The sequence below is a fragment of the Streptomyces sp. N50 genome, assembly GCF_033335955.1.
GTDB lineage: Bacteria > Actinomycetota > Actinomycetes > Streptomycetales > Streptomycetaceae > Streptomyces.
On the sequence record NZ_CP137549.1, the window covers coordinates 2,595,510 to 2,621,157 of the forward strand.

Annotated in this window: 23 protein-coding genes and 1 pseudogene; 10 read left to right on the forward strand and 14 right to left on the reverse strand. The window is 70.2% G+C overall.

From position 1 onward, the window contains the following. Positions 1 to 89: 89 nt before the first annotated feature. On the reverse strand, positions 90 to 1,436 hold the full coding sequence (locus tag R2B38_RS11350; protein ID WP_318016120.1) for a DUF3500 domain-containing protein: 1,347 nt from the start codon (positions 1,434 to 1,436) through the stop codon (positions 90 to 92). A 222-nt stretch (positions 1,437 to 1,658) separates the two neighbouring features. On the opposite strand from R2B38_RS11350, the gene R2B38_RS11355 reads away from it, so the two are divergent. Further along, a complete protein-coding gene (locus R2B38_RS11355; protein ID WP_318016121.1) occupies positions 1,659 to 2,663 on the forward strand; it encodes a catalase in 1,005 nt (334 codons plus the stop codon). Positions 2,664 to 2,760: 97 nt separating this feature from the next. Here R2B38_RS11355 and R2B38_RS11360 read toward each other — a convergent pair whose 3' ends face one another. After that, positions 2,761 to 3,885 (reverse strand): alpha/beta hydrolase, encoded by a 1,125-nt coding sequence (locus R2B38_RS11360; protein WP_318016122.1) that lies wholly within the window; start codon positions 3,883 to 3,885, stop codon positions 2,761 to 2,763. A 62-nt stretch (positions 3,886 to 3,947) separates the two neighbouring features. Between R2B38_RS11360 and R2B38_RS11365 the strand changes: the two genes are divergently transcribed. Beyond that, the gene (locus R2B38_RS11365; protein WP_318016123.1) at positions 3,948 to 4,565 is read left to right on the forward strand and encodes a TetR/AcrR family transcriptional regulator; all 618 of its coding nucleotides are present in this window, start codon (positions 3,948 to 3,950) and stop codon (positions 4,563 to 4,565) included. Between the two features lie 7 nt (positions 4,566 to 4,572). Here R2B38_RS11365 and R2B38_RS11370 read toward each other — a convergent pair whose 3' ends face one another. From R2B38_RS11370 to R2B38_RS11380, 3 genes are all read right to left on the reverse strand, one after another. Then, complete coding sequence (locus R2B38_RS11370; RefSeq protein WP_318016124.1) at positions 4,573 to 5,034, reverse strand: hypothetical protein; 462 nt, start codon at positions 5,032 to 5,034, stop codon at positions 4,573 to 4,575. A 64-nt stretch (positions 5,035 to 5,098) separates the two neighbouring features. Then, on the reverse strand, positions 5,099 to 6,010 hold the full coding sequence (locus R2B38_RS11375) for an NAD-dependent epimerase/dehydratase family protein (RefSeq protein ID WP_318016125.1): 912 nt from the start codon (positions 6,008 to 6,010) through the stop codon (positions 5,099 to 5,101). A 366-nt stretch (positions 6,011 to 6,376) separates the two neighbouring features. Beyond that, positions 6,377 to 7,246: an alpha/beta hydrolase gene (locus tag R2B38_RS11380; protein ID WP_318016126.1), complete on the reverse strand. Its 870-nt coding sequence runs from the start codon at positions 7,244 to 7,246 to the stop codon at positions 6,377 to 6,379. Between the two features lie 73 nt (positions 7,247 to 7,319). On the opposite strand from R2B38_RS11380, the gene R2B38_RS11385 reads away from it, so the two are divergent. Together R2B38_RS11385 and R2B38_RS11390 are read left to right on the forward strand one after the other, a co-directional pair. Then, positions 7,320 to 7,817, forward strand: coding sequence for a MarR family winged helix-turn-helix transcriptional regulator (locus tag R2B38_RS11385; RefSeq protein ID WP_318016127.1), 498 nt, complete (start codon positions 7,320 to 7,322; stop codon positions 7,815 to 7,817). An 88-nt stretch (positions 7,818 to 7,905) separates the two neighbouring features. Beyond that, positions 7,906 to 8,694 carry an intradiol ring-cleavage dioxygenase gene (locus R2B38_RS11390; RefSeq protein ID WP_318016128.1) on the forward strand — a complete coding sequence of 263 codons (789 nt, stop codon included), beginning with the start codon at positions 7,906 to 7,908 and terminating at the stop codon, positions 8,692 to 8,694. An 89-nt stretch (positions 8,695 to 8,783) separates the two neighbouring features. On the opposite strand, the gene R2B38_RS11395 is transcribed toward R2B38_RS11390, so the two are convergent. The 4 genes from R2B38_RS11395 to R2B38_RS11410 all read right to left on the reverse strand — a co-directional run bounded on the left by R2B38_RS11395 (position 8,784) and on the right by R2B38_RS11410 (position 11,900). After that, the gene (locus R2B38_RS11395) at positions 8,784 to 9,437 is read right to left on the reverse strand and encodes a DUF4360 domain-containing protein (protein WP_318016129.1); all 654 of its coding nucleotides are present in this window, start codon (positions 9,435 to 9,437) and stop codon (positions 8,784 to 8,786) included. Between the two features lie 338 nt (positions 9,438 to 9,775). After that, positions 9,776 to 10,699, reverse strand: coding sequence for a sulfite exporter TauE/SafE family protein (locus tag R2B38_RS11400; protein ID WP_318016130.1), 924 nt, complete (start codon positions 10,697 to 10,699; stop codon positions 9,776 to 9,778). 73 nt (positions 10,700 to 10,772) lie between these two features. After that, positions 10,773 to 11,360 carry a TlpA disulfide reductase family protein gene (locus R2B38_RS11405; protein WP_318016131.1) on the reverse strand — a complete coding sequence of 196 codons (588 nt, stop codon included), beginning with the start codon at positions 11,358 to 11,360 and terminating at the stop codon, positions 10,773 to 10,775. A 66-nt stretch (positions 11,361 to 11,426) separates the two neighbouring features. After that, the gene (locus tag R2B38_RS11410; protein ID WP_033286837.1) at positions 11,427 to 11,900 is read right to left on the reverse strand and encodes an RrF2 family transcriptional regulator; all 474 of its coding nucleotides are present in this window, start codon (positions 11,898 to 11,900) and stop codon (positions 11,427 to 11,429) included. 118 nt (positions 11,901 to 12,018) lie between these two features. Between R2B38_RS11410 and R2B38_RS11415 the strand changes: the two genes are divergently transcribed. Continuing rightward, positions 12,019 to 14,994 carry a glycoside hydrolase family 35 protein gene (locus tag R2B38_RS11415; RefSeq protein ID WP_318016132.1) on the forward strand — a complete coding sequence of 992 codons (2,976 nt, stop codon included), beginning with the start codon at positions 12,019 to 12,021 and terminating at the stop codon, positions 14,992 to 14,994. A gap of 12 nt (positions 14,995 to 15,006) precedes the next feature. Here the strand turns inward: R2B38_RS11415 and R2B38_RS11420 are convergent, their stop codons facing one another. Beyond that, positions 15,007 to 16,521: an alpha-N-arabinofuranosidase gene (locus R2B38_RS11420; protein WP_318016133.1), complete on the reverse strand. Its 1,515-nt coding sequence runs from the start codon at positions 16,519 to 16,521 to the stop codon at positions 15,007 to 15,009. A gap of 318 nt (positions 16,522 to 16,839) precedes the next feature. On the opposite strand from R2B38_RS11420, the gene R2B38_RS11425 reads away from it, so the two are divergent. The 4 genes from R2B38_RS11425 to R2B38_RS11440 are packed head-to-tail and all read left to right on the forward strand — an operon-like array spanning position 16,840 to position 21,090. Then, entirely contained in the window at positions 16,840 to 18,129 is a 1,290-nt protein-coding gene (locus R2B38_RS11425; protein WP_318016134.1) for a DUF6545 domain-containing protein, read from the forward strand. Positions 18,130 to 18,167: 38 nt separating this feature from the next. Then, complete coding sequence (locus R2B38_RS11430; protein ID WP_318016135.1) at positions 18,168 to 18,704, forward strand: toxin; 537 nt, start codon at positions 18,168 to 18,170, stop codon at positions 18,702 to 18,704. Beyond that, positions 18,701 to 19,906: an MAB_1171c family putative transporter gene (locus R2B38_RS11435; RefSeq protein ID WP_318016136.1), complete on the forward strand. Its 1,206-nt coding sequence runs from the start codon at positions 18,701 to 18,703 to the stop codon at positions 19,904 to 19,906. The genes R2B38_RS11430 and R2B38_RS11435 overlap by 4 nt, the downstream gene beginning before the upstream one ends. After that, a complete protein-coding gene (locus tag R2B38_RS11440) occupies positions 19,903 to 21,090 on the forward strand; it encodes an MAB_1171c family putative transporter (RefSeq protein ID WP_318016137.1) in 1,188 nt (395 codons plus the stop codon). The genes R2B38_RS11435 and R2B38_RS11440 overlap by 4 nt, the downstream gene beginning before the upstream one ends. 72 nt (positions 21,091 to 21,162) lie before the next feature. Here R2B38_RS11440 and R2B38_RS11445 read toward each other — a convergent pair. From R2B38_RS11445 to R2B38_RS11460, 4 genes and pseudogenes are all read right to left on the reverse strand, one after another. After that, positions 21,163 to 22,003, reverse strand: a pseudogene (locus tag R2B38_RS11445) (SMP-30/gluconolactonase/LRE family protein). Further along, the gene (locus R2B38_RS11450) at positions 22,000 to 22,773 is read right to left on the reverse strand and encodes an IclR family transcriptional regulator (protein ID WP_318016138.1); all 774 of its coding nucleotides are present in this window, start codon (positions 22,771 to 22,773) and stop codon (positions 22,000 to 22,002) included. Before R2B38_RS11450 ends, R2B38_RS11445 begins: the two are co-directional and overlap by 4 nt. A gap of 147 nt (positions 22,774 to 22,920) precedes the next feature. Continuing rightward, positions 22,921 to 24,138, reverse strand: coding sequence for a helix-turn-helix domain-containing protein (locus R2B38_RS11455; protein ID WP_318021645.1), 1,218 nt, complete (start codon positions 24,136 to 24,138; stop codon positions 22,921 to 22,923). A gap of 28 nt (positions 24,139 to 24,166) precedes the next feature. Next, positions 24,167 to 24,319, reverse strand: coding sequence for a hypothetical protein (locus R2B38_RS11460; protein WP_318016139.1), 153 nt, complete (start codon positions 24,317 to 24,319; stop codon positions 24,167 to 24,169). Positions 24,320 to 24,473: 154 nt separating this feature from the next. Between R2B38_RS11460 and R2B38_RS11465 the strand changes: the two genes are divergently transcribed. Continuing rightward, a complete protein-coding gene (locus tag R2B38_RS11465) occupies positions 24,474 to 25,451 on the forward strand; it encodes a DUF3068 domain-containing protein (protein WP_318016140.1) in 978 nt (325 codons plus the stop codon). Positions 25,452 to 25,648 lie beyond the last annotated feature (197 nt).

Sequence of the window (25,648 nt, forward strand, 5' to 3'; positions counted from 1 at the left end):
TTTCGGCCAAGGGGTTTCATATCAGCCAGAGCGCGGTGATGAGGAATCCATAACGACTAAATAGCGCTTAAGGCCCAATCAGGCATATGTCAGTGGTCGTTGTCCAGGTGCAGCTTCAGCAGGTCCACGCCGTAGTCGCCGCCGTTGGGGGTGCGGATGATGGTGTGGATGTGCTGCTGGGTCGGGGTGCCGTTGGGGCCGCCCATGCCACCCCCCTTCGTGCCGTACGCGAGCGGGGACTGGGCGTCGTACTCGATGAGGACGACCGGGCTGTGCACGCGGTAGTAGAAGGCCGAGGAGTCCTTCGTCTCGCCCAGCCAGGAGAAGTAGGTCGAGTCGAGGTGGGCCTCGACCTCGGCCATCCTCACCTCGGCGTGGCCGTCGTTCATGTTGCCGACGTAGACGCGCACCAGGTCGAGCAGGTTCTGCTTCTGGGCGCTGGTGAAGTCCTTGGCGACGAGCCCCTGGTAGGCGAGCTCGGCGTTGTCCTGCCCGGCGCCGGCCTTCATGTCGTCGCCGGACTTCTTGGTGCCGGAGATCACCTTGGCGCGCTGGGCGGCGGTGAGGGAGCGCAGGAGGGTGAGACCGGCCTTGGTCTCGGTCCTGAAGAGGGTGATCTTCTCGCCCTTGTAGGTGGCGGAGGTCGGCTCGGACCCCATGAAGGTCGGGGTCATCACGACCTGGTCGCCGAGCACGAAGTAGTTGATGGCCACGTGGTGGCCCTCGTACTGGAAGCCCCACGGCTTGGTGGTGGACGGCGTGCCCATGAAGGTGAAGAAGTACGCGCCCTCGGTGAGCGTCTCCCGGTTGCCGCCGCTGTAGTCGCCGAGGAAGGCGTTCAGCTTCATGATGTTGCGGGTCTGGGTGAGCCCGTCGGCGGAGAGGGCGGCGCCGAGCAGCGCGTAACCGAGGTCGCGCTGGGTGGCGGTGATGTCGCCCATGCGCACGCCCTTGCGCTGGTACCCGTCGACGTTGCTCCAGGCCAGCCACTCGTCGTTGTCGACGTCGAACGTGCAGGACTTGCGTTCCTTGGCGCTGAGCCCGTCGAGAAACGCCTGCGCGGCCTTGACGATCCCGTCCGTCGACACGTCGGTGGAGTGGATCGAGTAGAGCCCGTCGGTGATCGTGCCGTTGGTCGAAACGCCTTTGAAATCGGCGTACTTGACCTCACTCTGCCCGGGACCCATCCCGCTGCCGCCCCCTCCCCCGGGCCCGCCGGAAGGCATCGCGCCGGTGGGCATACCGCCACCCGGGCCGCCCGAGGGGGCGCCGTTCGGGGCGCCGGAGGACGAGGACGCGGTGGCCGTGTCGGAGGCGTCCGAGGAGCAGCCGGTCATGGTCGCGACGGCGGCGACTCCGCCGGCGAGCAGCGCCTTGTTCATGAACCAGCGGCGGCTGCGGTCGGCTTCGGGGGTGCGGGGGCGGTGTCCGTGCATACCGGCCAACCTCCCGCACCAACCTGAGCCGAACCTGAAGCCGCGCCTGAAACTCGGTCCAGCCCCCTGACCAGCGCCAACCACCTCGGCAGGTCGATTTCCGCCCTTACCCCCGGCGGTCGCCGGCCCACCCGCACTCCGCTCCTCAAGCACCTTGCCCTTGTTGGTGATCCGGCACTCGACCGCCGCGAACTCGACAACCGCGAGTGCGATGATGCCGCCATGGCACAGTCACCGCAGGAACCCCAGGACTCCTCGGTCACCGAGGACGGAATGACCGCGGCTCAGGCCGTCGATCGGATCGAGGCCGCCGCGCATCCGCGTCCGCACGACCGTCGCCTGCACGCCCGCGGGGCCGTGTACGACGCGCGGTTCGTGCCGACCGGGCGGATCGCGCAGTGGACGACCGCCGCCTGTCTCACCGCCGAAGCCGACGCAGTGATCCGGTTCTCGAACGGCTCCGGCAACTTCGCCGCCGACGACCGGGCACGGGGCGTACGTGGGATGGCGGTCAAGTTCCTTGACGGGGACGGCAGTAGCGATGACGCCAAGGCCGTGATGGACCTCGTCGCCGCCAACTTCCGGGTCTTCCCCAGTCACAATCCCGAGGGGTTCATCGAGCTCGTCGAGGCGCTGGGCATGGCGGGCACGGAGGGCGGGTTCGCCGATCGGGCCAAGGGAAAGCTCGCCGCGGCAGGGAAGTTCGCGACCGTGCTGGCCCAACACCCGGAAAGCCGGGGCGCGTTGAAGTCCTTCGCCGGGCAGCAGGCACCCGCCAGTTTCGCCACCACGCGCTACGACGGGCTGCACGCCTTCGTCCTGGTCGACGAGTCGGGCGTACGGCGGCCCTTCCGCTACCGTCTCGTGCCGCAGCTCGGCGAGGTCGAGATCGATCCCGCGTACGCCGCGACCCTCGCCCCCGACTTCCTCATCGGCGACCTCGACTCCCGCCTCGAATCCGGGCCCGTCACCTTCACCGTGGTGTACCAGCTCGCCGAGCCGAACGACCCGACCCACGACCCCTCCCAGGCATGGCCGGAACACCGCCCGCTGATCCCGGCCGGCCACCTCCACGTGACGGCCCGCTCACCGCGCGAGGACCACTGGCAGCACCAGGTCTTCGACCCGACCCGCCTCGCCCCCGGCGTCGAAGCATCCGACGACAAGATGCTGGCCTTCCGCCGCCACGCGTACTCCGTCTCGGCGGAACGCCGGCTCGCTCCCTAGGGCCTGTCCGGCGGATCGGGTCGCAGGAAATCGGCCACGCCCCGCGTCTGCGGCATGATCCGCCGGACAGGCCCTAGCCCAGCCCGGGGAACACCCGTCAGCCCGCGGCGCGCCCGTCGATGTACGGCCGTAGCGGCTGCCGTGCCGCGACCTCGGCGAGGCGAGGCAGCGGGCGGCCCGGGGCCAGGCGCGCGGCCAGCCAGCCCCACAGGGCGAGGTTGACCTGGGATGACCGTTCGGGGGCACAGTGGCCGGCGTTCTTGATCACCCACACGGTCGTCTCCGGCCGCCCGGCGAGTCCTACGGTGTCGCCGAGCGGGACGTAGACGTCGTCGGCGCCGTTGACCGCCAGCAGCGGCGAGCCACCGGCACCGGCCTTGTCGAGGAGACCCTGCTCGCGCAGGGAGAAACTGGCGAGCAGGTCGGCGATCCCCGCCTCGTCGGGCAGGGCGTCCAAGTGCAGCGCGTTGCCGACGATCCCGGGCATGCCGTGCGGCAGGCTGAGCAGGTCGATGGGTTCGTCGGTCAGCCCGGTCGGGCCGCCCAGGTCGACCGCCGCGTCCACGTGGCCGGCGAGGGCCAGCTTGGCCGCCCAGTGCGCGCCGAAGCTGACGCCGTAGAAACCGACGGGTTGGCCGTAGGCACGCCGGAGTTGGGCGATGAGGCCGACGAGGACGCGGTCGGCGTCGGGGGCGAGCGGGACCGTGGATTCGCCGGTGCCGGGCATGTCCACGGCGGCGACGAGGAGGCCGGTGGCGCGGGCGGTGGCCACGGCGAGGCGGTGCAGGTCCATTTTCCAGGTGTCGACGCCGCCGCAGAGCACGAGGACCCCGGGGCGGGCCAGCCGCCGTCGTTGGAAGAAATGGACGGGGACGGGCTCGGGCACGTTCAGTACCGCGCGCTGGAAACGGACCGGGAAGCCGGGTGCGGCTTCGAGGTATGCGGCGAGTTGGTGCTCTTCTGCGACGCGCCGTTCGTCGGTCGCCAGGCACGGGAAACGGGCCGCGCCCCAGCACAGCGAGGCGAGCAGGGGGTCGCCGGAGGCATGGGCGCGCTCGGCCTCGGCCGACCACACCGGGACCCAACTCCCCACCCCCGTCCCCCACATGTCGGTGATCCGGGTCCGGGCGCGGTCGACGACCGGGCGCGGGATCCCGAGCGCCACGAACTGCCGGGTGCGCTCGTCGAACAGGTCGTCCGGTTCCACGGGGAAGGTGAACATGCCCTCTAGAATGCGAGTAATCCTCAGCTTCTGACAACTCGCATTGGACCCCGGATCCACCCATGTCCACACCGCGCAAACGCCCACGTCAGCAGCGGTCCCAGGAGACCTACGACGCGATCCTGGAAGCGGCTGCTCAGCTTTTCGAGGCCCTCGGTTACCCCGGCGCGACCACCAACAAGATCGCGGACCGCGCCGGGGTGTCGATCGGCTCGCTCTACCAGTACTTCCCGAACAAGGACGCGCTGCTGTACGCGTTGGGCGAGCGCCACGTGCACGCGCTGGCCTCGGCCATGAACGCGGCGATGGCGGACCTGCGCGAGGCAGCACCCCCGCCCGAGGAGACCATCCGCACCCTGTACTCGACCCTGGCCCAACTCCACGACACAGACCCGCACTTGCACCGGCTGCTCTACGACCAGGCTCCACGCCCGGCTGCCGCGGCGGCCCAACTCCGCGCATTCCAGAGCGAGATGGCCACGGAGGTGGAACACCACCTCCGCCGCCTCGACTTGGGCGCCCCCGACCCCACCCTGACCGCCCTGCTCCTGGTCCAGGCGGCCGAGGCCCAGATACACGGCGCGATCCTCGACCCACCGGCAGGCCGCACCCCGGCCGAGTGCGTGGAGGCGGCGATCCTCATGTGCCTGGCGGCGCTGGGGATCCGGCCGACGACGTAGAGCGGCGCTACGGCCGTGTCAGGGCGGCGGCGAGTTCCCCCACGGCCGCGAGGTCGTGACAGTCACCCGCGGCACCGCCCCCGCACCACCACACCAGCCGCTCGCTTTCGCCCTCGCCCCACCCCTCCCAATCGACGGCCGTCCCCTCGGGGCGGACATGCGTACCGGTCCCGTGGGACGGACACACCGGCCATGCGCGCCGGAGCCGGTCGGCCACCGTCTCCTGGGCCGCGTCCGCCACGAGGCCGAGGGCATCGTCGTCGGAGGCGTCGTCGTCCGGTTCCTGGAGACCCTCGTGGTGCCAACTGCCGTCGGACACGGCGACGTAGACCTGCTCGTCCCAGACCATCAGCGCGAGGGGCGGCTGGTCGGGGAGGGTCGCCGCGAAGTCGCGGTTGACGGTGTCGAGGGCGGCCTGAAGTCGCGGGTAGCGGCCGGGTTCCGCGCGTTGGGGGTCGAAGGGCTTCATCGGGTGATCTTCCCCCACCGGCCGGAAACGACTGTCCGAATTACCGAGTTACCAAGTTACCGAGTTACCGGGTACGGACGGGCCGAGCCGCCTTCCAGGCGAGGTAGTGCCGGGTGGGCGCGTCGGTGAACGAGATGTGGCGCGGGGTCCAGCCCAGGAGCCGGTGGGCCTTAGTGCTGGTGACCAACTCGTCCTGGTCGGCGGCCAGTTGCATCATGCCGCCGGCCTCCGCGCTCTCCAGGGCGATCTCGCCGGTGTGGCCCGCGGCGCGTACGGCGGTGCGCTGCAGGTCCAGTGCGGTGAGGCGCTGGTCGTCGGCGATGACGAAGGTCTCCCCGTCCACGGCGGCCGGGTTGTCGAGGATGCGGACGTAGGCCTCGGCGAGGTCGTCGACGTGGACCCAACTCCAGCGCTTGGCGGTGTCGCCGTAGAAGACGGGGTTGCCCGCCTCGGCGGCGGCGAACCACTGGGCGGTCATGGAGGTGGTCGCGGGGCCGCCGTACATGAACCCGGGGCGGACCACGGTGTGGGCAAGGCCGGACGCGGCCAACTCCCGTTCCAGCGCGAAGCGGAAGCCGATCGGGCTCTCGGGGTTGCCGGGGGTGTTCTCGTCCATGAGGGGCAGGCCGGTGCGGCCGTAGGACGAGATGCCGGTGGTGTAGACGAGGTGGCGGCTGCGGCCGTCGCGCGCCTGGGCGGCGAGTAGTTCGGCGAACAGGCGCTGGTCGCCGCCGACGGGGTCGCTCAAGTCCATCAGCAGGTGGACGACCGCATCGGTGCCGTCGAGGTGGTCCCGCCAGCTCTCCGGCTTGCCGAAGTCGCCCTCTACGGCGGTGACTTCGTCGGCCGTGAGCGCGTGGGCCGCGGGGGCGGAGGTGTCGCGCGCCAGGCCCAGAACGGTGTGTCCGGCACGGGCGAGGGCGGACGAGACACGGCGTCCCGCGTAGCCGGTGGCGCCGATGACGAGGATCTGCATGAGATTGCTCCGTGTGCTGTGTCGTGCCGCGCGTCGGGCGGCAGGGTCAAGTGACGGGTTCGGGTGAGGAGTTCAGGGGGCACGGTGAAGCTGCGGTCCGGGGCGGGTTGTCGCCGCGAACGTGCGTACGACCCCCGGGACCGTGTCGTGCCGCCCGCCACGCGGGGGCAACAGACAAACCCAGGTGGCGAGTTCGGGTAACGGGATCAGCCGACGGGGTCATGGTTGAGAAACGGGCGAGCCGGTCCGCCGCCCAAGCCGGGCTGTCCGCCGCAAAAATGTGCGCGGCCCCGGGGACGGCCCCATGGCGATCGTCGAGCGGCGGGGACACGCGCCGGGCCCAGGCGGCGTGTTGAGGTGGCAGGTTCAAGGGGCGGAAGTGGTCGCGAAGAACCGGGCCAGCCGGTCCGCCGTCCAGGTCGGGTTGTCCGCCGCGAACGTGTGCGCGGCGCCCGGGACCGTGTCGTGGGAGACGTCGGTCGCGGCCTCGCGGGCCCCGGTCAGCAACACGTCCTGGGGCAGGCCGTGTTCGCCGTTCAGGACGAGGACGGGCATGGTCAGGCGGGCCCCGGTGCGGGCCACCTCACCGTCCTCGACAAGCGTGGCGTAGTGCTCGAAGCCGCCGCGCATCGCGTCGGGGCGGGTGTAGGTGCGGAGCAGGTCGGCGCGGTCCGCGGCGCTGATGCCGCCGGCGGTCATCAGCGACCAGAAGCCGGAGAGGTACTGCTCCTCCTTGCCTGCGGTGAGCAGCGCGGCCAGGTCGGTCTGGGCGTGGAAGCCGAAGTGCCAGGAGCCGCCGGTCGCGGGGTTCATGTGCTCCTCCAGGCCGTAGCCGGGCAGGAACGCCTCGCTGAGTACCAGCCGGACCACGTCCTCGGGGTGGGCCTGGGCCCAGGCGTGCGCGGTCATCGTGCCGACGTCGGTGCCGACCACGAAGGCCCGGTCGTGACCCAGGTGCCGGAGGAGGCCGTGGAGGTCCTCGGCCTCCTCGCGCTTCGTCCAGTGGCCCGGCGGGATCTGCGAGTCGCCGGATCCGCGCAGGTCGGGCGCGATCACCGTGAAGCCGTGCGCCGCGAGCAACGGCAGCAGCGCCCGCCACTCGATCCAGCTGAACGGCCAGCCGTGGATCAGGACCACGGCAGGGCCTGATCCGCCGACCACGTAGTGGAGTTGGGCCCCGTCGACGTCGGCGACGGCGTGCTCGAATCCGGCCGGTGCGGGTGCTCCGGGATGCATACGATCACCTCGTACTTAATTAGTTAAGCAACCATCGCATCCACTTGCTTAACTAGTCAAATACAGTGGACGCATGGAGCCCACCGCCACCGACCCCACCACTCCCCCCGTCGACCCCCTGACCTCCGACGAGCTGCTCCTCTGGCAGAGCCTCGGCCGCCTCGTCCACTCCCTGCCGCGCACCCTGGAGCAGGACATGTCCCGCACCGGCGTGACCATGACCGAGTTCGCCGTTCTGCTGCTGCTCAGCGAGGCGCCCGACCGGCGCATGCGCATGTCCGCGCTCGCGGCCGCGTCCGGCGTCACCGCGCCGCGCGTCACCCGCATCATCGACGGGCTCTCCCGTCACGACCTGGTACGCAAGGAACGGCACAGCGAGGACGCGCGCGGCAGCGAGGCCGTTCTCACCGACGCCGGGCTGCGCGCCATGCACGCGGCGCAGCCCTCCCACCTCGCCAGCGCCCGGCGCCGGGTCCTCGACCACATCCCGGCCGACCTCCTGCCGGCCATCGCGGCGACCCTGGCCGAACTCGCCGAGCTCACCGAAGGCGGGCGCCGACAGCCGTCGTAACCCACCTGTCCCGCAATGAACTTGACGGACCGTCACTTTGCCGTTCGCACAGCCGGCCGACAGCTTGCGCTTCTACGGTGCCGTGTCCATGACAGACTCATCCTCACACGGCACAGCCGGAGTCACCCCCACCCCGATCGGGCGTCGTACCGTCCTGATCGCCACCGGCACCACGGCCGCCGTACTGGCCGTCGGCGCCGCCGCTCCCCACTCCCCCACCACAGCCACCACCGCGGACTCGACTCCCGTGGCCGCGGCGGCAGTCTGCACTCTCACCAAGGAGATGACCGAAGGCCCCTACTACCTCGACGGCGCCCTCGTCCGCGCCGACGTCACCGAAGGCAAGGCCGGTGTCCCGCTCAAACTCGCCCTCACCGTCGTGAACGACAGCACCTGCGCGGTCATCCCCAGCGCGCTCGTGGAGATCTGGCACTGCGACGCGCTCGGCGAGTACTCCGGCTACGTCGGCAACAACGGCCACAGCGAGCCGGACGACCGCACCTTCCTGCGCGGCGGTGTCCTCACCAACTCCGCCGGGCTCGCCAACATCACCACGATCTACCCGGGTTGGTACCGCGGGCGCTGCGTGCACATCCACGTGAAGGTGCACACCGGCGTCACACTCACCGCGGACGGCTCGTTCACCGGCGGCCAGGAACTCCACACGGGCCAGCTCTTCATCGACGAGACCATCACCGCGGCCGTCGCCAAGATCTCCCCGTACTCGACCAACACGGTCACCCGCACCACTCTCGCGCAGGACTCGATCTACGACGACGGAGGCGCCGCGTCGGGCCTCATGACCCTTACGGCGCTGGGCAGTTCGACCTCGTGCGGCTACACGGGCACCTTGACGCTCGGCGTCAGCCAGAGCTGACGCGCCCCTGAAATCCCCCCACGGGAAAGGGGTGGCCCGCGGTGCGACACGGGCCACCCCTTCCTCATGTCATCTCACAGCACCGCGCGTCAGGAGCTCGGGCAGTGCTCCCACGCCATGTGGTAGATCGTGCTGATGTCGCCGTCCGTCGAGTCCATCGTCATGAAGCTGACCGCGCCGGGCGCCGAGGTGCCGGCGCTGACCCGCAGCTCCGTGTTGATGTTGAAGTTGCGCTGAACTCCGCAGGGCGCCCAGACCAGTTGGGCCACGTCCGTGCTGTCGTTCGCCTGCCAGTTGTCGTCGTAGGGACCGTTGAACGGGTGGTTCTTGCTCGTGGTGTTCGACGAGCCCTGGAAGTAGTACGAGGCCTTCTGCGCACCGCTCGCGCCGCGCTGGAGCGAGGCGAAGCCCCGGTAGTCGGCGCTCGCGATGGCGTAGGTGAAGCCCGACGGGACGTGGACGACCAGGTTGAGCTGGCAGTTCTTGCGGAACGCCGTGGGGTCGGAGTTGCCGCCGACCTGGGCGAGGTAGGCGCTGTAGGTCACCGTGAAGGCGGTGTTGTCCTCGGAGACGGCGACCGCCGTCGTGCCCTGCGGGCAGCCCGAGCCGTTCACCGTGGCGACGTTGATGACGATCTTGTCCGGGGGCGGGTCGTCGAACACGGGTGAGGACGCGTGCTGCATGGGCAGCGCGGTGGTGAGAAGAGCGGCGACGGCGCCGCTCAGGAGGAGCCCACCAGGCATGGTTTCTCCTTGGGGTTGGGGGGTGGCTGCGCCCCAAGTCTTTGAAGAACCAATGAAGTTCCTGTGAAGACCGACGGCGCGCTCGCATCGTAGGGAGCCCCACAGGAGGTGGTCAGGGCGAACTCAGGCCATTCACAGACGCGTCTTTCACATTCTCTCCACAGTGTGTGAACTCTGTTGAAATAAGCGGCCGTTGGCCGTTCCGTCCCCAGGCCCTTCACAGCGGCACATCAAGGAATCCTTCAGGTACGGCCCTAACTTCCTTGCCATGGCGCCGGTGTCGACGAGGAGATGGCCAGGAGGCTGATGACCAGGAAGCACTGATCGGGGATCGCCGATCACACCCCGAGCGGCTGCCGCTCTTCGGCGGACTCGGACTCGGTCCGCGTCTCCAGCGCCCTCTCCCGGCGATGGGCGCGGACCGAGTACGCCAGGGCGGCAGCCCACATCCCGTACAGCACGACGTACACCGGAGTGCTCAGCGCACCCGACGCGCCGATCCAGTCACTTCTCAGCAGCGTACGGACGTTGGTCACGACGATGATCCCGCCGACCGCCGAGCCCAGCACCCGCGGCGGAACCAGCCGCACCAGCCAGGCGGCGACCGGCGCGGCCACGACTCCCCCGAGCAGAAAGGCGATCACCCACGTCCACTTGAGCCCCTGGGACCCGAGCGAGAACAGGAAGCCGAGACTCGCGGCCACCGCCACCAGGAACTCGCTCGTGTCGATCGACCCGATCACCTTGCGCGGCTCCATCCGCCCGCTCGCCAGCAGCGCGGGCGTACCGACGGGCCCCCAGCCACCCCCGCCGGTCGCGTCCAGGAACCCGGCGACCAGCCCCAGCGGCGCCAGGAACCGCTTCCGCAACGGCTTGCCGAGCTGCCCCTTCGGCAGCCCCTTGAAGGTGAACCGGGACATGACGTACACGCCGAGCCCGAAGAGGATCAGCGACATCACCGGCTCGGCCACCTCGGTGGAGAGCTTCGACAGCACGGTGGCCCCGAGGAACGACCCGATCGCGCCCGGGACGCCGATCCGCACCACGACCCTCCAGTCCACGTTCCCGAACCGCCAGTGCGAGGCGCCGGACATCAGCGTCGTACCGATCTCGGACAGGTGGACGGTGGCGGACGCGGCGGCCGGATTCGTCCCCATGGCCAGCAGCAGCGTCGTGGACGTGACCCCGTAGGCCATACCGAGGCTGCCGTCCACGAGCTGGGCCCCGAGGCCCGCGAGGGCGAGCAGTATCAGCGTGCGCATGGGAGGCGACGCTAGGCGGCCAATCTGAACGGATCCTGAGACCCGGATGAGGACGGCTCACAAGGGCAGGCCCCTACGCCGTCAGCAGCGGTTCCACGACCTTCGCGAGCTGCGTCCGCGTCACCGCTCCCATCCGGGTCGCCGCCACCTTCCCCTCCCGGTCGATGACGATCGTGTACGGCATCGACTGCGTGTTCACCAGCCCGCGCGGCAGCCGCAGGGCCTGCTTCCCCGAGGGGTCGTGCAGGGACGGGTAGGCCAGGTCGAAGCTCTTCTGGAAGGCGAGACCGGCGGCGCGGCTGTTGTCGTTGTCGAGCCCCAGGACGCTCAGTCCGCGGTCGCCCCACGTCTCCTGGATCAGCTTCAGCTGGGGCGCCTCCGCCCGGCAGGGCGGGCACCAGGACGCCCAGGCGTTGATCAGGACGACCTTCCCCCGGTAGTCGGACAGCCGGATCGGGTCACCGTCCAACGAGGTCCCGGTGAGATCCGCGACGGCGGGACGCCGGCCCTCCTCGAAGGTCCGGGTGAGCGGATCCCCGGGACTGGCCTGGCCGGTCGCCCCCGGGGACGAGCAGCCCGCGAGGATCACACAGGCAGCGGCAACAGCCGCGTACGCGCGTCGAGTTGTCGTCATCGTCATCATCGTCGTCACCGCGGTCATTCTCCTCACCGCGCCACGACGACAGGACCGGGGGCTACCGGACCACAGGGCTACAGGCCTACGGGACTACGGGTTCTCCCAAGCCGCGGGCTCCGCCGCCAGCGCCCGTACCGGCTCCGGCAGCGCGTCCGCCGCGATGTCCGCGAGGGTGACGCCCTCCAGGATCTTGCGGACGTTGGCGCGCAGGGCGATCCACAGCGGGAGGAGGGGTTCGGCGGTGCCGGTGTAGGCGAGGCCGGTGGGGCGTTCGCCGCGCACGGAGACGATCGGGCCGTCCACCGCGCGGATGACGTCGGCGACGGTGATCGCGCCGGCCGCGCGGGCCAGCCGGTAGCCGCCGCCCCCGCCGCGCCGGCTGTCGACGATCCCGGCGCGCCGGAGGTCACCGAGAATTCCCTCCAGGAATTTGTGCGGGATGTCCTGGGCCGTGGCGATGGTCTCGGCCTTCACCGGACCGTCCGCCGCAGGGCCGTCGTCACCCCGTACGGCGAGCTCCAGTACCGCCCGTACCGCGTAATCCGCCCGTGCCGAGATCCTCATGCGTCCATTGTGGTCCGTTCTGGCGTAGAGAATGGCCCCGCACGACGGCCTCCTGGGACGACCACGGAAAATGGCTTCGCACGTGCCGCCGACGGACCGGACCCGGGAGGAGCTTCCAGTGGAGCTGAGCAGGCGTACCTTCAGCACCCTCGCGGGCACGGCCGCGCTCGGATTCGCGCTGGGGGGTGGCAGCGGCGGCAGCGGTGACGCGTACGCCGCGCATGTCGTACCGACCGGCCCGGCCCCCGCGCCACCGGCCGCGGACGGACAGCCGCACACGATCGGGTACGACCGCTACTCCCTGATCGTCGACGGCAGGCGCCTGGTCCTGTGGTCGGGCGAGATGCACCCCTTCCGGCTGCCGAGCCCGTCCCTGTGGCGCGACGTCCTCCAGAAGATGCGCGCCTTCGGCTACAACGCGGTCAGCATCTACGTCTCCTGGAACTACCACTCCCCCGCCCAGGGCAGCTACGACTTCACGGGCGTCCGGGACCTCGACCTGTTCCTGCGCATGGCCGCCGAGACCGGCCTCTACGTCATCCTGCGCCCCGGCCCGTACATCAACGCCGAGATCGACGCGGGCGGCTTCCCCGGCTGGCTCGTCGCCACGAAGGGCACCGCCAGGACGGCCGACCCGACGTATCTCTCGCACGTCGACGAGTGGCTGGCGAAGGTCAACTCCATCGTCTCCAAGCACCTGTTCACCCAGGGCACGGGCACGGTCCTGCTCTACCAGATCGAGAACGAGTACGACGGCCAGCTCACCCACCCGGACGGCACCGCCTACATGTCCCACCTGTACAAGAAGGTGCGCGCCGACGGCATCGACGTCCCCCTGTTCCACAACGACAAGGGCCGCAACGGCTATTGGACCCCGGGGTCGTTCGACACCGGCGCGGACAAGGGCGGTTGGCTGTACGGCTTCGACGGGTATCCCTCGCCGTCCCAACTCCCCCCGGACTGGGGGCACTTCGGGATCGGCGGGGCGAAGGGCGGAGCCACCGCCAGCCCCAAGACCCCTGGTTTCGTCCCTGAGTTCGGGGGCGGCTGGTTCGATCCGTGGGGCGGGTCCTGGTTCGACGGCAAGGGGTACGCGGAGTCGCGCCGGACGCGTGACGCGGCGTACGAGCGGCGCTTCTACCTCACCAACCTCGCCAACGGACTCACCCTGCACAGCGTCTACATGACCTTCGGCGGCACCTCGTGGGGCTGGCTGCCCGCGCCGGTCGTCTACACGTCGTACGACTACGGCGCCGCCTTCGACGAGGGCCGCAACCCGACCGCCAAGCTCGTCCCGATGCACCAACTCGGTCATCTGCTGCGGACCGTGCCCGACTTCGCCAAGCTGGACAAGGCGGCGGACGTCAAGGCGGACGGCCTGAAGGTCTACCACCTGACCAACGCCGACACCGGCGCGCACGTCTACGTCCTGCGCAACGACACTGCGGCGGCCGTCACTTCGACGCTCCCGACCGCCACCGACGACATCGAGGTCACTGTCCCGGCCCAGGACGCCAAGCTCCTCGTCACCCAACTCGCCCTCGGCGGCCGCAAGTTGAGGTACTCGACGGTCACGCCGATGATGTCCCTCACCACCGGCCGACAGGACATCGCCGTGTTCGCCGGGACGCGCGGCGAGATGGCCCACGTCGTCGTCGAGTGCCCGGAGGAGCCGGTGGTGACCCGGCTCGACGCGCAGGCCGCCTGGGTCTGGGACCGCGGTCTCCTGCACGTCACCGTCCCGCTCGGCATCGGCGGCCTGACCCGGGTCCTCGTCCAGGCCGGCGGCGTCGACAACTCCCTCCTGCTGGTCTTCGCCGACGAGGCCGGCTCCGTACGCCTGTGGCCGTACGAGACCGGTTCGGGCACCGCGCTGGTCTACGGCCCGGCGCTGCTGCGTGAGGCCACGGTCAGCGGGACGACCGCGCACCTCACCGGCGACACCATCGGCGAGACCGGCCTGGAGGTGTGGGGCCCGCGCGGCATCACCGACGTCACCTGGAACGGGCGGGCCGTGCCCGCGACCGTCACCAACGCCGGCAGCCTGCGCTCGAACCCGGACGCGCTGCTGCCCGGGGTGCCCGCGGTACCGCTCCCCGCACTCGACGGCTGGCGGCGGAAGGTGGAGAACCAGGAGGCCGCGGTCGCCTTCGACGACTCCAAGTGGACGGCGGCGAACAGGACTTCGACGTTCAGCACGACGGCGATCCCCGCCGGGCAGCCGCTGCTCTTCGCGGACGACTACGGCTTCCACTACGGCGACGTCTGGTACCGGGGCCGCTTCACGACCGGCACGACCGACACCCCGGAGTCGGTGACCCTCGCCTACAGCACCGGCACGCAGGGCCTGTTGATGGCCTGGCTGGACGGCGAACCGCTCGGCACCCACCGGATGCCGGTGCCGACGAACACCAGTGTCCGGCAGGGCAGTTGGGCGGCGAAGGCGACCTTCGCGATCCCGGAGAAGCAGCGCGCGGCCGGTGCGCATGTCCTGTCCGTGCTGGTGCGGCGGATGCAGCACGACCAGGACGGCAAGGCCCTCGACACCCACAAGGTCGCGCGCGGCCTGACGGCGGCGACCTTCAAGGGCGCCTCCCCGAAGGTGAGTTGGCGACTCCAGGGCGAGTCGACACCGGATCCGGTGCGCGGGCCGCAGAACAACGGCGGCCTGTACGGCGAGCGGGAGGGCTGGCATCTGCCGGGGTACGCGGACGCCGGCTGGGAGGCCGTCACCCTCCCCCGCGCCGACAAGCGGCAGGGCGTGGCCTGGTACCGGACCAGCTTCAAGCTCGCCGTGGACACCGGCATCGACGCCTCGATCGGCCTCGTCCTCGACGACGACCCGACGCGCGCCTACCGCGTCCAGATCTTCCTCAACGGCTGGAACATGGGCCAGTACATCAACGACGTGGGCCCGCAGCACACCTTCGTGCTGCCGAACGGCATCCTCCGCACCCGGGGCACCAACACCCTCGCCCTGGCCGTCCTGTCCGACGGCACCACACCGGCGGGCCCGAAGGACGTACGGCTGACGCTGTTGGGGAGTGCGGCCGGAGGAGTACCGGTCTCGCCGGTGGCCTCGCCCGGCCGCTGACACCCCTTGGGCTCAGCTGATCCGGATCATGTTCCAGGACAGCGGCTCCAGTACGGCGGTCAGGGTGCCGTCCTGGAGGGTGGTGCCCTCGACCGCGTGCGGGGCCACGCGCTCCGGGTCGGCCAGGGTGTTGCGGGCGTCCGGGTCGGTGTCCGCGAGGGCGCTGTGCTCGACGACCGACGTCAAGTCCAGCCCGTTCAGGCCGACTTCGAGCGGGAGCGACTCGGTGCGGCTGCGGTTGACGGCGAACACCGTGACCGAGCCGTCCTCGCCGCGCACGGCGGTGGCGTGCAGCAGGTCGGCCTCGCCGTACTGCTTCGTCTCGTGGGTCGGGGAGTCGACGCGGACGTCGAGGACCTGGCCGCGGCCGTACTTCGAGGCCTGCGCGAAGGGGAAGAACGTCGTCTGGCGCCAGGCCGGGCCGTCCGGTTCGGTCATGATCGGCGCGATGACGTTGACGAGCTGCGCGAGGCACGCGACGGTGACGCGGTCGGCGTGCCGGAGCAGGGCGATCATGAGGGAGCCGAAGACCACCGCGTCCATGACGCTGTAGTTGTCCTCCAGCAGCCGCGGCGCCTCCGGCCAGTCGGCGGGGTCGGCGTTCTTCGCCTGCTCCTCCCAGTCCGACGTGTACCAGACGTTCCACTCGTCGAAGGAGAGGTTGATCTTCTTCTTCGACTTGAGGCGGGCGCCCACGTGGTCGGCGGTCGCGACCACGTTCTCGATGAAGGACTCCATGTCGACGGCGGAGGCGATGAAGGAGTCGAGGTCGCCGTCGGTCGGCTGGTAGTAGGCGTGCAGCGAGATGTAGTCGACCAGGTCGTACGTCTCCTGGAGGACCGTCGACTCCCACTCCGCGAAGGTCGGCATGGCCTGGGAGGAGGAACCGCAGGCGACGAGTTCGACACCGGCGTCGATCTGGCGCATCGCGCGGGCCGTCTCGGCGGCGATCCTGCCGTACTCCTCGGCGGTCTTGTGGCCCGTCTGCCAGGGGCCGTCCATCTCGTTGCCGAGACACCAGACCCTGATGCCGAAGGGGTCCTTGTCGCCGTGGGCGATGCGCTGCTCGGAGAGGGTCGTGCCGGAGGGGTGGTTGGCGTACTCCTGGAGTTCCAGGGCCTCGGCCACGCCTCGGGTGCCCAGGTTGATCGCCATCATCGGTTCCGCCTGGGGGCCGAGCTTCTTCAGGAAGGCGATGTACTCGGAGAGGCCGAAGCGGTTGGACTCCGTCGAGCGCCAGGCGAGGTCGAGGCGGCGGGGACGGGTCCCTGCGGGGCCTACCGAGTCCTCCCACTTGTAGCCGGAGACGAAGTTGCCGCCGGGGTAGCGGATGGTGGTGACGCCCAGTTCTCGGACCAGGTCGAGGACGTCCTGGCGGAGGCCGGCGTCGTCCGCGGTGGGGTGGTCGGGTTCGAAGATGCCCGTGTATACGCAGCGGCCGAGATGTTCTACGAACGAGCCGAAGAGGCGGGGGTTTACTTCGCCGACTGTGAAGGCGGGGTCGAGGGTGAAGCGGGCGGTACGCATGTGCGCCTTTCGGGAGGGGTGGCTTGTGATTCGTTGGCGAGTGCGGGTTCGCTGTGGCTGGTCGCGCAGTTCCCCGCGCCCCTAGGTTCGTTCGAAATATCGCATATTGCTCGTAGCCTCGAACAGGACCGTAAAATCTCGTCGTCTCCGCGTCAATGGGTCGGCCACTCTGCACTGTGCATTCTCGGGGGCGATTTCTGGACACAGCGGTCGTTCCCGGTCCCACAACGGCCACCGGATGACATGACGTTGGCAGTTGTGGGCGCGTAACCTCGGACCGGCTTGTGCAGCGGACGGCGGGAGGGGGGAGCGTACGACGTGGTGACGACCTTCCTCGGCGAGCTGTACACGTCCTTCGTGTGGGTCCCCACGGTGGTGCTCGGTGCCGCCCTCGCGCTGAAGCTGCCGGCCATCATCCGGATGTGGCGGGACCCCCTGCTGCGGGCGGTCGGCGGGCTGCTGCTGTTCGCCTGCGCGCTGTTCGTGTCCGTGACGCCGTCGGTCATCGGCTGGATCAACCGGGTCACCGGTGTCCCCAACTTCGCGGCGCCGTGGGCGTATTCGCTGCTCACCGCGTTCAGTGGGGCCGGGTTACTGCTCATCGTGGCCTGGCGCAACGGGCTGTCCGACCGCTCGAACACGACCCGGCGCGCCAGACGCTGGATCATCTCCGTCTACTCGGGCGTGATCGTGGCGCTGTGGGTGCTGTTCGCCCTCGCCGACGTGCCGGTGGAGCGGGTGCGGGACCTGGACACGTACTACGCCGGTACGCCCTTCATGCGCGAGGAGATCCTGCTCTATCTGCTCGCGCACACCGTGGCCGTGGTGATCACCGTGCGGCTCATCTGGAACTGGGTCCGCGCGGACGGCCTGCACGGCTGGCTGCGCTGGGGACTGACGTTCCTGGGCGCGGGCTACGCGCTGAGCCTCGTGTTCGATCTCGCCAAACTCACGGCGGTGACGGCCCGTTGGACCGGGCACGACCTCGACGCCCTCAGCACCGACGTCGCTCCGTGCGCGGCCTGCCTCGCGGCCGTCCTGATCGCCGTCGGTTTCATCCTGCCGCACACCGGCCAGTTCCTGCACGGCCGCCTGCGCGTGCGCCTGGCCCATCACCAACTCCGGCCGCTCTACGTCCTGATGCGCTCCGTCGACGGCGACGGCGTCCCCTTCCTGCTGTTCGCCGCGCCCGAACTGCGCCTGATCCGGCGGGAGACGTACATCCGCGACGTCCTCCTGCCCCTCGCCCGCCACCTCGACGAGGACCTCCGCGCCCGCGCCCACCTCGCCGCCCTCCGCCTCGGCTGGACACAGGCCCGCGCGAAGGCCCTCGCGGCGGCGGTGGCGATCCTGGACGCCATCGACTCCGGCCAGGACAACCCCAGCGGCCATCCCGACACCGCCGACCTCCTCCAGGAGATCGGGCCCGTCTCCCGCGCCCTGCGGCACCGCGACGCGATCGACGCGGTGCGGGGTGCCGTTCAGGCCAATTCCGCGGCTCAGGCCAACTCCGGGACCGTACCGGCAAGTTCGGCGGACCCGGGCCGGCGTACTCCCCCCGCCCATCCCGCGGAAGCGCCCCGTTTCCTGCTGCCGCGGCGACGGTGAGGTGGCTGAGTCGGCGTATGTCCTGGCATATTGCAGCGGTGCGCACGAAGAAGGAGATGCGCCGGTTCGCCGGTGCCCTCATCGATCCCATGCGCGTCCCGGTCCCGGCCGACCCCGAGGCCCTGTTCGACGCGCTGGTCGACTCCGTCACGCGCTGGCGGGGGCGTGAGATCGTCGTCCGCCGCGAGGTGTTCCCGCCGCACACCGCCAGCGGACTGTGGCTGGAGGGCGACACCTACGACGTCATCGTCATCGACAAGCGGGCCGCCGCCTGGCACCAGATCGTCATCTTCTGCCACGAGGTGTGGCACATGCACCAGCGCACCGCTCAGCCCGCACCCCCGCCCACCGCCGACGGCAGCCCGCGCCCCGTCGCCGCCCGAACCGACTTCAGCCTCGCCGACGAGCAGGAGGCGGACAGGTTCGGCATGTTGATGAGCGGACGGCTGCGACCCTGGCTCCAGGCGGCGGCCACGGCGAACCCCGCGCACGACCCCGCCGCGGCCGACGACGGCACGCAGGGTGTCGCCGGGCGGATCGGCGCCGCCCTCAACTACCGCGGGACCAGAAAATGAGCAGCCTGATCGACTACCTCAGCTGCGGCCTGCTGTGGCTGGGCGTGCTGGTGAAGACCCCGGACCTGATACGGCACTGGCGCGACCCCTATCTCCGGGTCATCTGCGTGTTCCTCGGCCTGGCCGGGGCCTGCTTCCTCCTCGGGGCGCCGCCCACCGTCGGCGCGATCAACCACCTCAGCGGCATCCCGAACCTCGCCGCGCCGCTGACCTACGCGTCGGTCACCGCGTACGGCGCCTCGTCCCAGGTCCTGATCGTCTACTGGCGGGGCGGACCCGACGTCCACCGCACCGCCCGCCGCTGGATCGTGGCGTACGCCATCATCCTCATCGGCATCGCGGTGACGTTCGCGCTGGGCAGCACCCCCGTGGAGCGCCGCACCGACCTGGACACCTACTACGCGACCACGCCGTTCATCGCCGAGATGATCGTGCTGTACCTGGCCGGGCATCTCGCCGCCGTCAGTGTCACCGCGGTGTCGGCGCTGCGCTGGGCGCGGCAGGTGCAGGGCTGGCTCCGCGCGGGCATGATCACGCTGGGCGTCGGCTCGCTGTGCGGCGCGGGGTACAGCCTGACCAAGTTCGCGGCGGTGATCGCCCGTTGGAGCGGCCGGGACTGGACCCAGCTCGGCACCACGGTCTCGCCGGTCGCCGCCGGACTGGGCGCTGTCCTCACCGTCGTAGGCGTCCTGATCCCGCTGACCGGCCCCCGGCTGACCCAGTGGCGGCAGGCCCGGCGGGCGTACGCCGGTCTGGAACCGCTGGAGCACGAGCTGGCCGAACTCCTCACCCGCCGCGCGCTACGGCTGCCCCGGCCGCGCTGGTCCTCCCCCGCGACCCGGCTGGTGTGGCGGCAGACGAGCATCCACAACGCGCTCGGTCACCTGGACGCGTTCTTCGACCAGGCCCTGTACGAACGGACGTTGGAGGCGGCGGCACGCACGACGAGCGACCCGGAGCAGGCCGAGGCGACGGCGTGGGCGGCGGTCGTGGCGGCGGCCGTGGCCGAGGAACGAAGGCACGACGTGGAGGAACACGACGACAGCCCGCACCTGACACCCACCGACGACCCGGACCGGCTCCCCGACCGCGCCCCCGGCACCGCCCTCCTCGTGCCCATCGCGGACGCGCTGACCCGCTCCCCGCTCGTCGCCGCCGCCCGGGTCCGCACCGGCACGACGGAAGGGAGCACCCGGGCATGAGCCTCATGGTGTATCTCGCCGCCGCCGTCTTCGGCCTGTCCTGCACCGTCCTGCTGCGCCGCCCCTGGCGGATCCCGCGCGACCCGCTGACCCTGTCCACCTGTGCTGCGATCGTCCTCGGCTCGCTGGCCCTGGTCTGCTCGGCACCGCTGACCCTGGGCACGGTCAACCGCCTCACCGGCGTCCCCAACTTCGGCGCCCCGCTGACCTACGGCATGCTCTCCGCGTACAGCTGCTCCCTGCTGGTCCTGCTGATCCACTGGCGGGGCGGCTCCCCCGCCCGGATCCGCCGCATGGTCCTGCGCAGCATGGCCGCCTACGGCGCGCTGATCGTGACCATCGTCGTGCTGTTCACGCTGGCCGACCCGAGCACCGAGCGGCTCACCGACCTCGACACGTACTACGCCGAGACGCCGTACATGCGCGAGATGATCGTGCTCTACCTGCTCGGGCACAGCGCGGCCACCCTGGCGCTGTGCACCGTGTGCGTCACCTGGGCCCGCGAGGTGACCGGCCTGCTCAGGACCGGCCTTCAACTCATCCTCCTCGGCACGCTGCTGGACGTGGTGGGCTTCCAGCTCGTCAAGTACACGGCGCTGGTGGCCCGTTGGTCCGGCCACGACCTGGACTTCCTCTCCACCGGCGTAGCCCCGCCGATGGCTTCCCTGGCCGCCCTGACCTGTTCGGCCGGCTTCGCCCTCCCGCGCCTGCTGCCCATGGCCAGAGCCCACTGGCGCGACCTCAACGACCTGCGCGGCCTGGGCCCGTTGTGGTCGGAGGTCCGCTTCGCGTCCATCGCCCCGAAGCCCCCCAGCGCCCTGCGCCAGCTCCCCCGCATGCGCCTGCACTGGCGCGAAGTCTCCATCCACGACGGCCTGTTGGCCCTCACCCCCTACTTCGACGACCACCTCCGCGAACGCACCCGCCACGCCGCCCTGCACGAGGGCCACACCCCCCACGAGGCCCGCGTAACAGCCGAAGCAGCCATGGTCGCCGACGCGGCCCGCCGAGCCGCCGCCCAGGAGCAACCCTTCAACACCCCCAGCACATACCGCCTTTACGCCACAGAGGTCTCCGACACGGGCGGCTTGGTCGAGCTGGCAAGGGCCTTGGCAAGATCACGCCTCACGGCAACCCCGGCGGAAGCAAAGACGCTGGAGGCCCTGGACAGCACAGGGGACTGAGGTCTTTATTCTTTTAGGGGCGCGGGGAACTGCGCGACCAGCCCCCACCGGCCCGCAGACAAATCTCAACTCTCAGCCCCCAAAGGCAGGTTGCGCCAGCCCCTTCCCCGCCCCCGGCACAACCAACAGCGACCCGGCAACAGGCTCCGGCGACGTAAGCCCCACCCGAGCAGTCGTAACGTACAGGTCAGTCAAATCCGCCCCCCCGAACGCACACGCGGTGACCAACGACGCCGGCAAAGAAACAACCCGCTCCAACTCCCCGTCCGGCGTATACCTCCGCACCGCACCCCCACCCCACAAGGCCACCCACACACACCCATCCGCATCCACGGTGAGCCCATCAGGAAACCCCGCGCCGACCTCAACCTCCGCGAACCGCCGCCGCTTCGACACCCGCCCATCCGCGTACTCGAACACATCGATCCGCCGAGTAGGAGAGTCGATGTAATACATCAACCGCCCGTCAGGACTCCACCCAGTCCCATTGCTCACGGCCACGTCATCAAGAATCAGCTGCACAGAGCCGTCCCCGGCAACCCGGGACAACGTCCCCCACACGCCGCCTCGTCGTACCGCATCGTCCCCACCCACAACGCCCCATCAGGCGCCACGGCCGCGTCATTGGCCCGCCGCCCGGCAACAGGCTCCCGATGCAACCACCGGAACTCCCCATCGGGATCAACAAGCCCGACCCCGTCCCGCAGATTGAGAACGAGCCCCCACCAACGCGGGGCTTCGCGGCCCCCACATGCTGCTCGGTCACCCGCACGGTACGCACGCCTGACGACGGGTCGTACGTATGCACCCGGGACCCGAGGATGTCGATCCAGATCAACCGCCCCGCCGCCGCGTCCCACGTGGGCCCTTCCCCCAGCGTCGCCTCGGCCCGTACAGCCACCTCGTACGTCATCCCACGCTCCGATGCCCAAGCCGCTCCGACAGTTCAGCCGCACCCTTCGCGGCGAGCTGCTCCAGCTCGCCGCGCCGCTCATCGCTCCACCGGATCATGGGAACGGAAATGGAAAGGGCGGCGACAACCTGCCCGGTACGGTCCCGCACGGGCGCCGCGACGCACGACACATCCGGATTCGACTCACGGCTCTCGACGGCGACCCCCCGCTCCCGGATCTCGGCGAGAGCCTCCCGCAGGGCCCCCGGCTCGACAATGCTGTTCGGCGTCATCGCGACCAACGACACATCGGCGGGGATCCGCGCGCTCAGCTCCGGCTCGGGCAGCGACGCGAGCAGCATCTTGCCCACGGACGTGCAGTGCGCGGGCAGCCGACGCCCCGCCGCCGACACCATCCGCACCGCGTGCGTGGAGTCGACCTTGGCGATGTAGATGACGTCGGTGCCTTCGAGGATCGCCACGTGCACGGTCTCGTCGCAGGTCTCGGCGACGGACCGGGCGACCTGCTGCCCCTCGGCGGCGAGGTCGAGCTGCTCGGCGTATCGGCTCCCGAGCTGGTACGGACGGACCCCGAGCCGGTAACGTCCCGGCTGTCCGGGCACGGGCACGATGTACGACCGCGCGGCGAGGGTGGTGACCAGTTCGTGCACGGTCGTGCGCGGCAGCTGCAGCTTGCGCACGATGTCGGGGGCGGAGAGCGTCCCGTCCCCGTCGAGGAAGAGCTCGAGAATATCGAGAGCCCGGGTCACGGCAGGTACGAGTCGTCCCACAACCGGCCCCCTTCTTAGATGTCTATGGGTGGATGTGTATGGGCGGATGCCTATGGGTGGCTGTTCGAGATTTCAACTGGCGATCGGCATGACGAACACAGGCTAGCCATAGAGGGTTGCACGGGCAATGGTCGCGTGACCATGTGACTACCGAGCGGCCCTGGGATCGCCCAGTTCACCACGCAACCGCTGGGCGCGCAGCACGAGTTCGAGCTCGAACCGGCGGTCCGGGTGGTCGATCTCGTCCCCCCACAGTTCGCGGATCTGCCGCAGGCGATACCGCACGGTCTGCGGATGCACCCCGAGCCGCGCGGCCACCTCCGGCGCCCCGCCCCGCGTCTCCAGCCACGCCAGCAGGGTCTCCGCGAGCCGCCGCCGATGCGTCGGCCCGGAGTGCGCGAGCGGAGCGAGACACCGCAGCGCGAGATCGTCGATCAACTCCTCGGGCTGCAACAACACCAGCGCCTCGGTGTGCTCGGTGCAGTACAGAACGTCCCCGCCCGGCAACAGCCCCCGCTCCATCAGCCCTACGGCCGCCTCGGCCCAGCGCGCCGACTTCACCGCGTCGGCCAGCGGCACCGGCGGCCCGATCGCCCCCGCCCAGCCGGTCAGCGCCCGGTGCAGCAGCTCGGGCCGCCCGGCGGCGTCCGGCTCGGGCACGACCATGCGCGGCTGCTCGTACTCCATGTCGAGCAGCACCTCCTGCCCTACGGCGGGGGCGACGGCCTCGCGGGCCGGGCGCAGCAGAACACCCACGGCGACCTTGTCGGGGAGCGGCCAGCCGATACGCGCGGCACGTTCGCCGAGAGCCTCGGTCGGATCACCGCGATGATGCTCGGCGAGAAGAAGCTCCATGAGCCGCCGCTGCAGCCGCAGCCGCTCCCCCGCCTGCCGGGCGGCGGCCTCGGCGTACCCGCGCACGGACTGGTCGACGAGCCCGTCCAGATACTCGTAGCCCGCGTCGACGAGCGCGTACATCGCGGGCGGCGGGATCTCGACCCGCTGCCCGATCTCGGCCAGCCTCCGCCAGGCGAGCCGGACCCCCATCCGGTAGATCGCCTGGAGCGAGTCGAGACTGCGGCCGTGCAGACCTTCCCCCCGCCCGAACTCCTGGAAGACGCCCGGCGGTACGGTCGGACGCCCCTCGGCGGTCTCCAGGTGCTGGACGAAGACCTCGATGGCACGCCGGATGCCGACCAGCGCCATCGGCTCACCCGAGTCGTCGAGAACCAGGGGCAGTTGGGGGTGCTCACGGCGGATCTCCCGCAGGATCTCCTCGGCGAGCGCGGGCGCCTCGGCCATGGCGATCGCCGCGAACTCCCGTACCTGGACACGCGGTACGTCATGCCACGCCGAACGGGCCATCACGGTCGCCGGTGGTGCGGCCACGGGGTCAACTCCCCTGGCCCGATTGCTCGTACGTGACCAGGGGCGTGTTCGGCTGGGCCGGTCTGGCGTCCAGCAGGGCGACGACACCGAGCGCGGCGCCCACGGCGAGGGCGGCGGCCAGGACCATGGTGAGTGCGGCGGCGAGCAGTCTGGGCATCGCGGGGTCAGCCTCTCTGTCCTGAGGTCCGTGCGCCCTGCCCCTGCCCGTCGGCCCAGTGTCGGCAGACATTGACACTCCGTCAAGGGGCGCCTACGGTTCCCGGCCCAAGAGCGACCCGAACTCCGTCACCACATCCCACTGGAGTGTCCGGATGCGCCGTACGACCTCTCCAATTTCCTTGATCCTGCTGGGACTTGGCACGTTTCTGCTGGTCCTGGCGCCGCTGCTGGCGTGGTACGTCGAGCCGCGGGCGGCGGTGACCCCGATCGACATCGACACCACCGCCGTCTACCGGGGCACCGGAAGCTACTTCGACACCGGCGAGCTGCGGACCGTGGACGACCAGCGGATCACCGTCACCCAGCAGGTGCGCGGCGATGTCGCGGACAGCGAGAAGAGCGGGGACGCGGTCTGGGACGTCACGACGACCGTCGACACCGACAAGTCACTGCCGGCCGCCGATCCGCACGACGCGCTGGAGTTCTTCCCCAACCGCTGGGTCACGGACCGTAAGACCAACAAGCCCGTGCACTGCTGCCACGAGAACCCGTACTTCGAGGGCGACGCCTTCCTGAAGTTCCCCTTCGACGTGCGGAAACAGCCGTACCAGTGGTGGGACAACTCCCTTGGCGCGACGGTGACTCTGCGTTACTCGGGGACCAAGAAGGTGCAGGGCTACTCGGGTTACGTCTTCAAGGGCACCGTCCCGCCCACGAAGATCGGCACCCGCCTGGTCCCGGGCAGCCTCGTCGACCAGCCCAAGTCCCCCCAGATCCTGGCCGAGGAGTGGTACTCCAACCACGACATCGAGCTGATCGTCGACCAGCGCACGGGCCGGGTGATCTACGCCCAGACCGGCCCCCGCCGCACCCTGCGCGCCCCCGGTCACGCCTACGACGCGGTCCTCCTCCTGGACGCCGACAAGCTCGCGTTCACCACGGCCACGCAGAAGGAACAGGTGAAACTGGCGAAGCAGGAGAGCGGCCAACTGCGCCTGGTGGGGCAGGCGTTGCCGATCGGTGCCGCTGTGGCCGGATTCGTCCTCGCCGTGGCGGGCGGCGTTTTGGTACTACGCGGCCGCCGACGCCCCGAATCACCCGCTTCGGCCGAGTATCCACCCACGATGTGACGTGACGTCAGTTCTAATAACCCCGGAAATTGTCATGCGGGTGAGTAGCCGTCAGGAACGCCGGGGCGAAAACTGTCCAACCCACCCCGGCACAGCCCACCCACAGACACGGACACAGAACTCCGTACCGCGCCCCACCCCGTCCCGTCCCATCCCGCACCGACCCCGGGGAGTTACGCCGCAGTTCCGCGCCCTGA

Excerpts from the sequence above, each read along its gene's own strand:
- R2B38_RS11365 (WP_318016123.1), top strand. The coding sequence starts at position 3,948 with ATGTCCACACCGCGCAAACGCCCACGTCAGCAGCGGTCCCAGGAGACC.
- R2B38_RS11390 (WP_318016128.1), top strand. The coding sequence starts at position 7,906 with ATGACAGACTCATCCTCACACGGCACAGCCGGAGTCACCCCCACCCCG.
- R2B38_RS11440 (WP_318016137.1), top strand. The coding sequence starts at position 19,903 with ATGAGCCTCATGGTGTATCTCGCCGCCGCCGTCTTCGGCCTGTCCTGC.
- R2B38_RS11355 (WP_318016121.1), top strand. The coding sequence starts at position 1,659 with ATGGCACAGTCACCGCAGGAACCCCAGGACTCCTCGGTCACCGAGGAC.
- R2B38_RS11385 (WP_318016127.1), top strand. The coding sequence starts at position 7,320 with ATGGAGCCCACCGCCACCGACCCCACCACTCCCCCCGTCGACCCCCTG.
- R2B38_RS11350 (WP_318016120.1), bottom strand. The coding sequence starts at position 1,436 with ATGCACGGACACCGCCCCCGCACCCCCGAAGCCGACCGCAGCCGCCGC.
- R2B38_RS11395 (WP_318016129.1), bottom strand. The coding sequence starts at position 9,437 with ATGCCTGGTGGGCTCCTCCTGAGCGGCGCCGTCGCCGCTCTTCTCACC.
- R2B38_RS11455 (WP_318021645.1), bottom strand. The coding sequence starts at position 24,138 with ATGGCCCGTTCGGCGTGGCATGACGTACCGCGTGTCCAGGTACGGGAG.
- R2B38_RS11380 (WP_318016126.1), bottom strand. The coding sequence starts at position 7,246 with ATGCATCCCGGAGCACCCGCACCGGCCGGATTCGAGCACGCCGTCGCC.
- R2B38_RS11465 (WP_318016140.1), top strand. The coding sequence starts at position 24,474 with ATGCGCCGTACGACCTCTCCAATTTCCTTGATCCTGCTGGGACTTGGC.
- R2B38_RS11370 (WP_318016124.1), bottom strand. The coding sequence starts at position 5,034 with ATGAAGCCCTTCGACCCCCAACGCGCGGAACCCGGCCGCTACCCGCGA.
- R2B38_RS11405 (WP_318016131.1), bottom strand. The coding sequence starts at position 11,360 with ATGACCGCGGTGACGACGATGATGACGATGACGACAACTCGACGCGCG.
- R2B38_RS11400 (WP_318016130.1), bottom strand. The coding sequence starts at position 10,699 with ATGCGCACGCTGATACTGCTCGCCCTCGCGGGCCTCGGGGCCCAGCTC.
- R2B38_RS11360 (WP_318016122.1), bottom strand. The coding sequence starts at position 3,885 with ATGTTCACCTTCCCCGTGGAACCGGACGACCTGTTCGACGAGCGCACC.
- R2B38_RS11375 (WP_318016125.1), bottom strand. The coding sequence starts at position 6,010 with ATGCAGATCCTCGTCATCGGCGCCACCGGCTACGCGGGACGCCGTGTC.
- R2B38_RS11435 (WP_318016136.1), top strand. The coding sequence starts at position 18,701 with ATGAGCAGCCTGATCGACTACCTCAGCTGCGGCCTGCTGTGGCTGGGC.
- R2B38_RS11460 (WP_318016139.1), bottom strand. The coding sequence starts at position 24,319 with ATGCCCAGACTGCTCGCCGCCGCACTCACCATGGTCCTGGCCGCCGCC.
- R2B38_RS11420 (WP_318016133.1), bottom strand. The coding sequence starts at position 16,521 with ATGCGTACCGCCCGCTTCACCCTCGACCCCGCCTTCACAGTCGGCGAA.
- R2B38_RS11410 (WP_033286837.1), bottom strand. The coding sequence starts at position 11,900 with ATGAGGATCTCGGCACGGGCGGATTACGCGGTACGGGCGGTACTGGAG.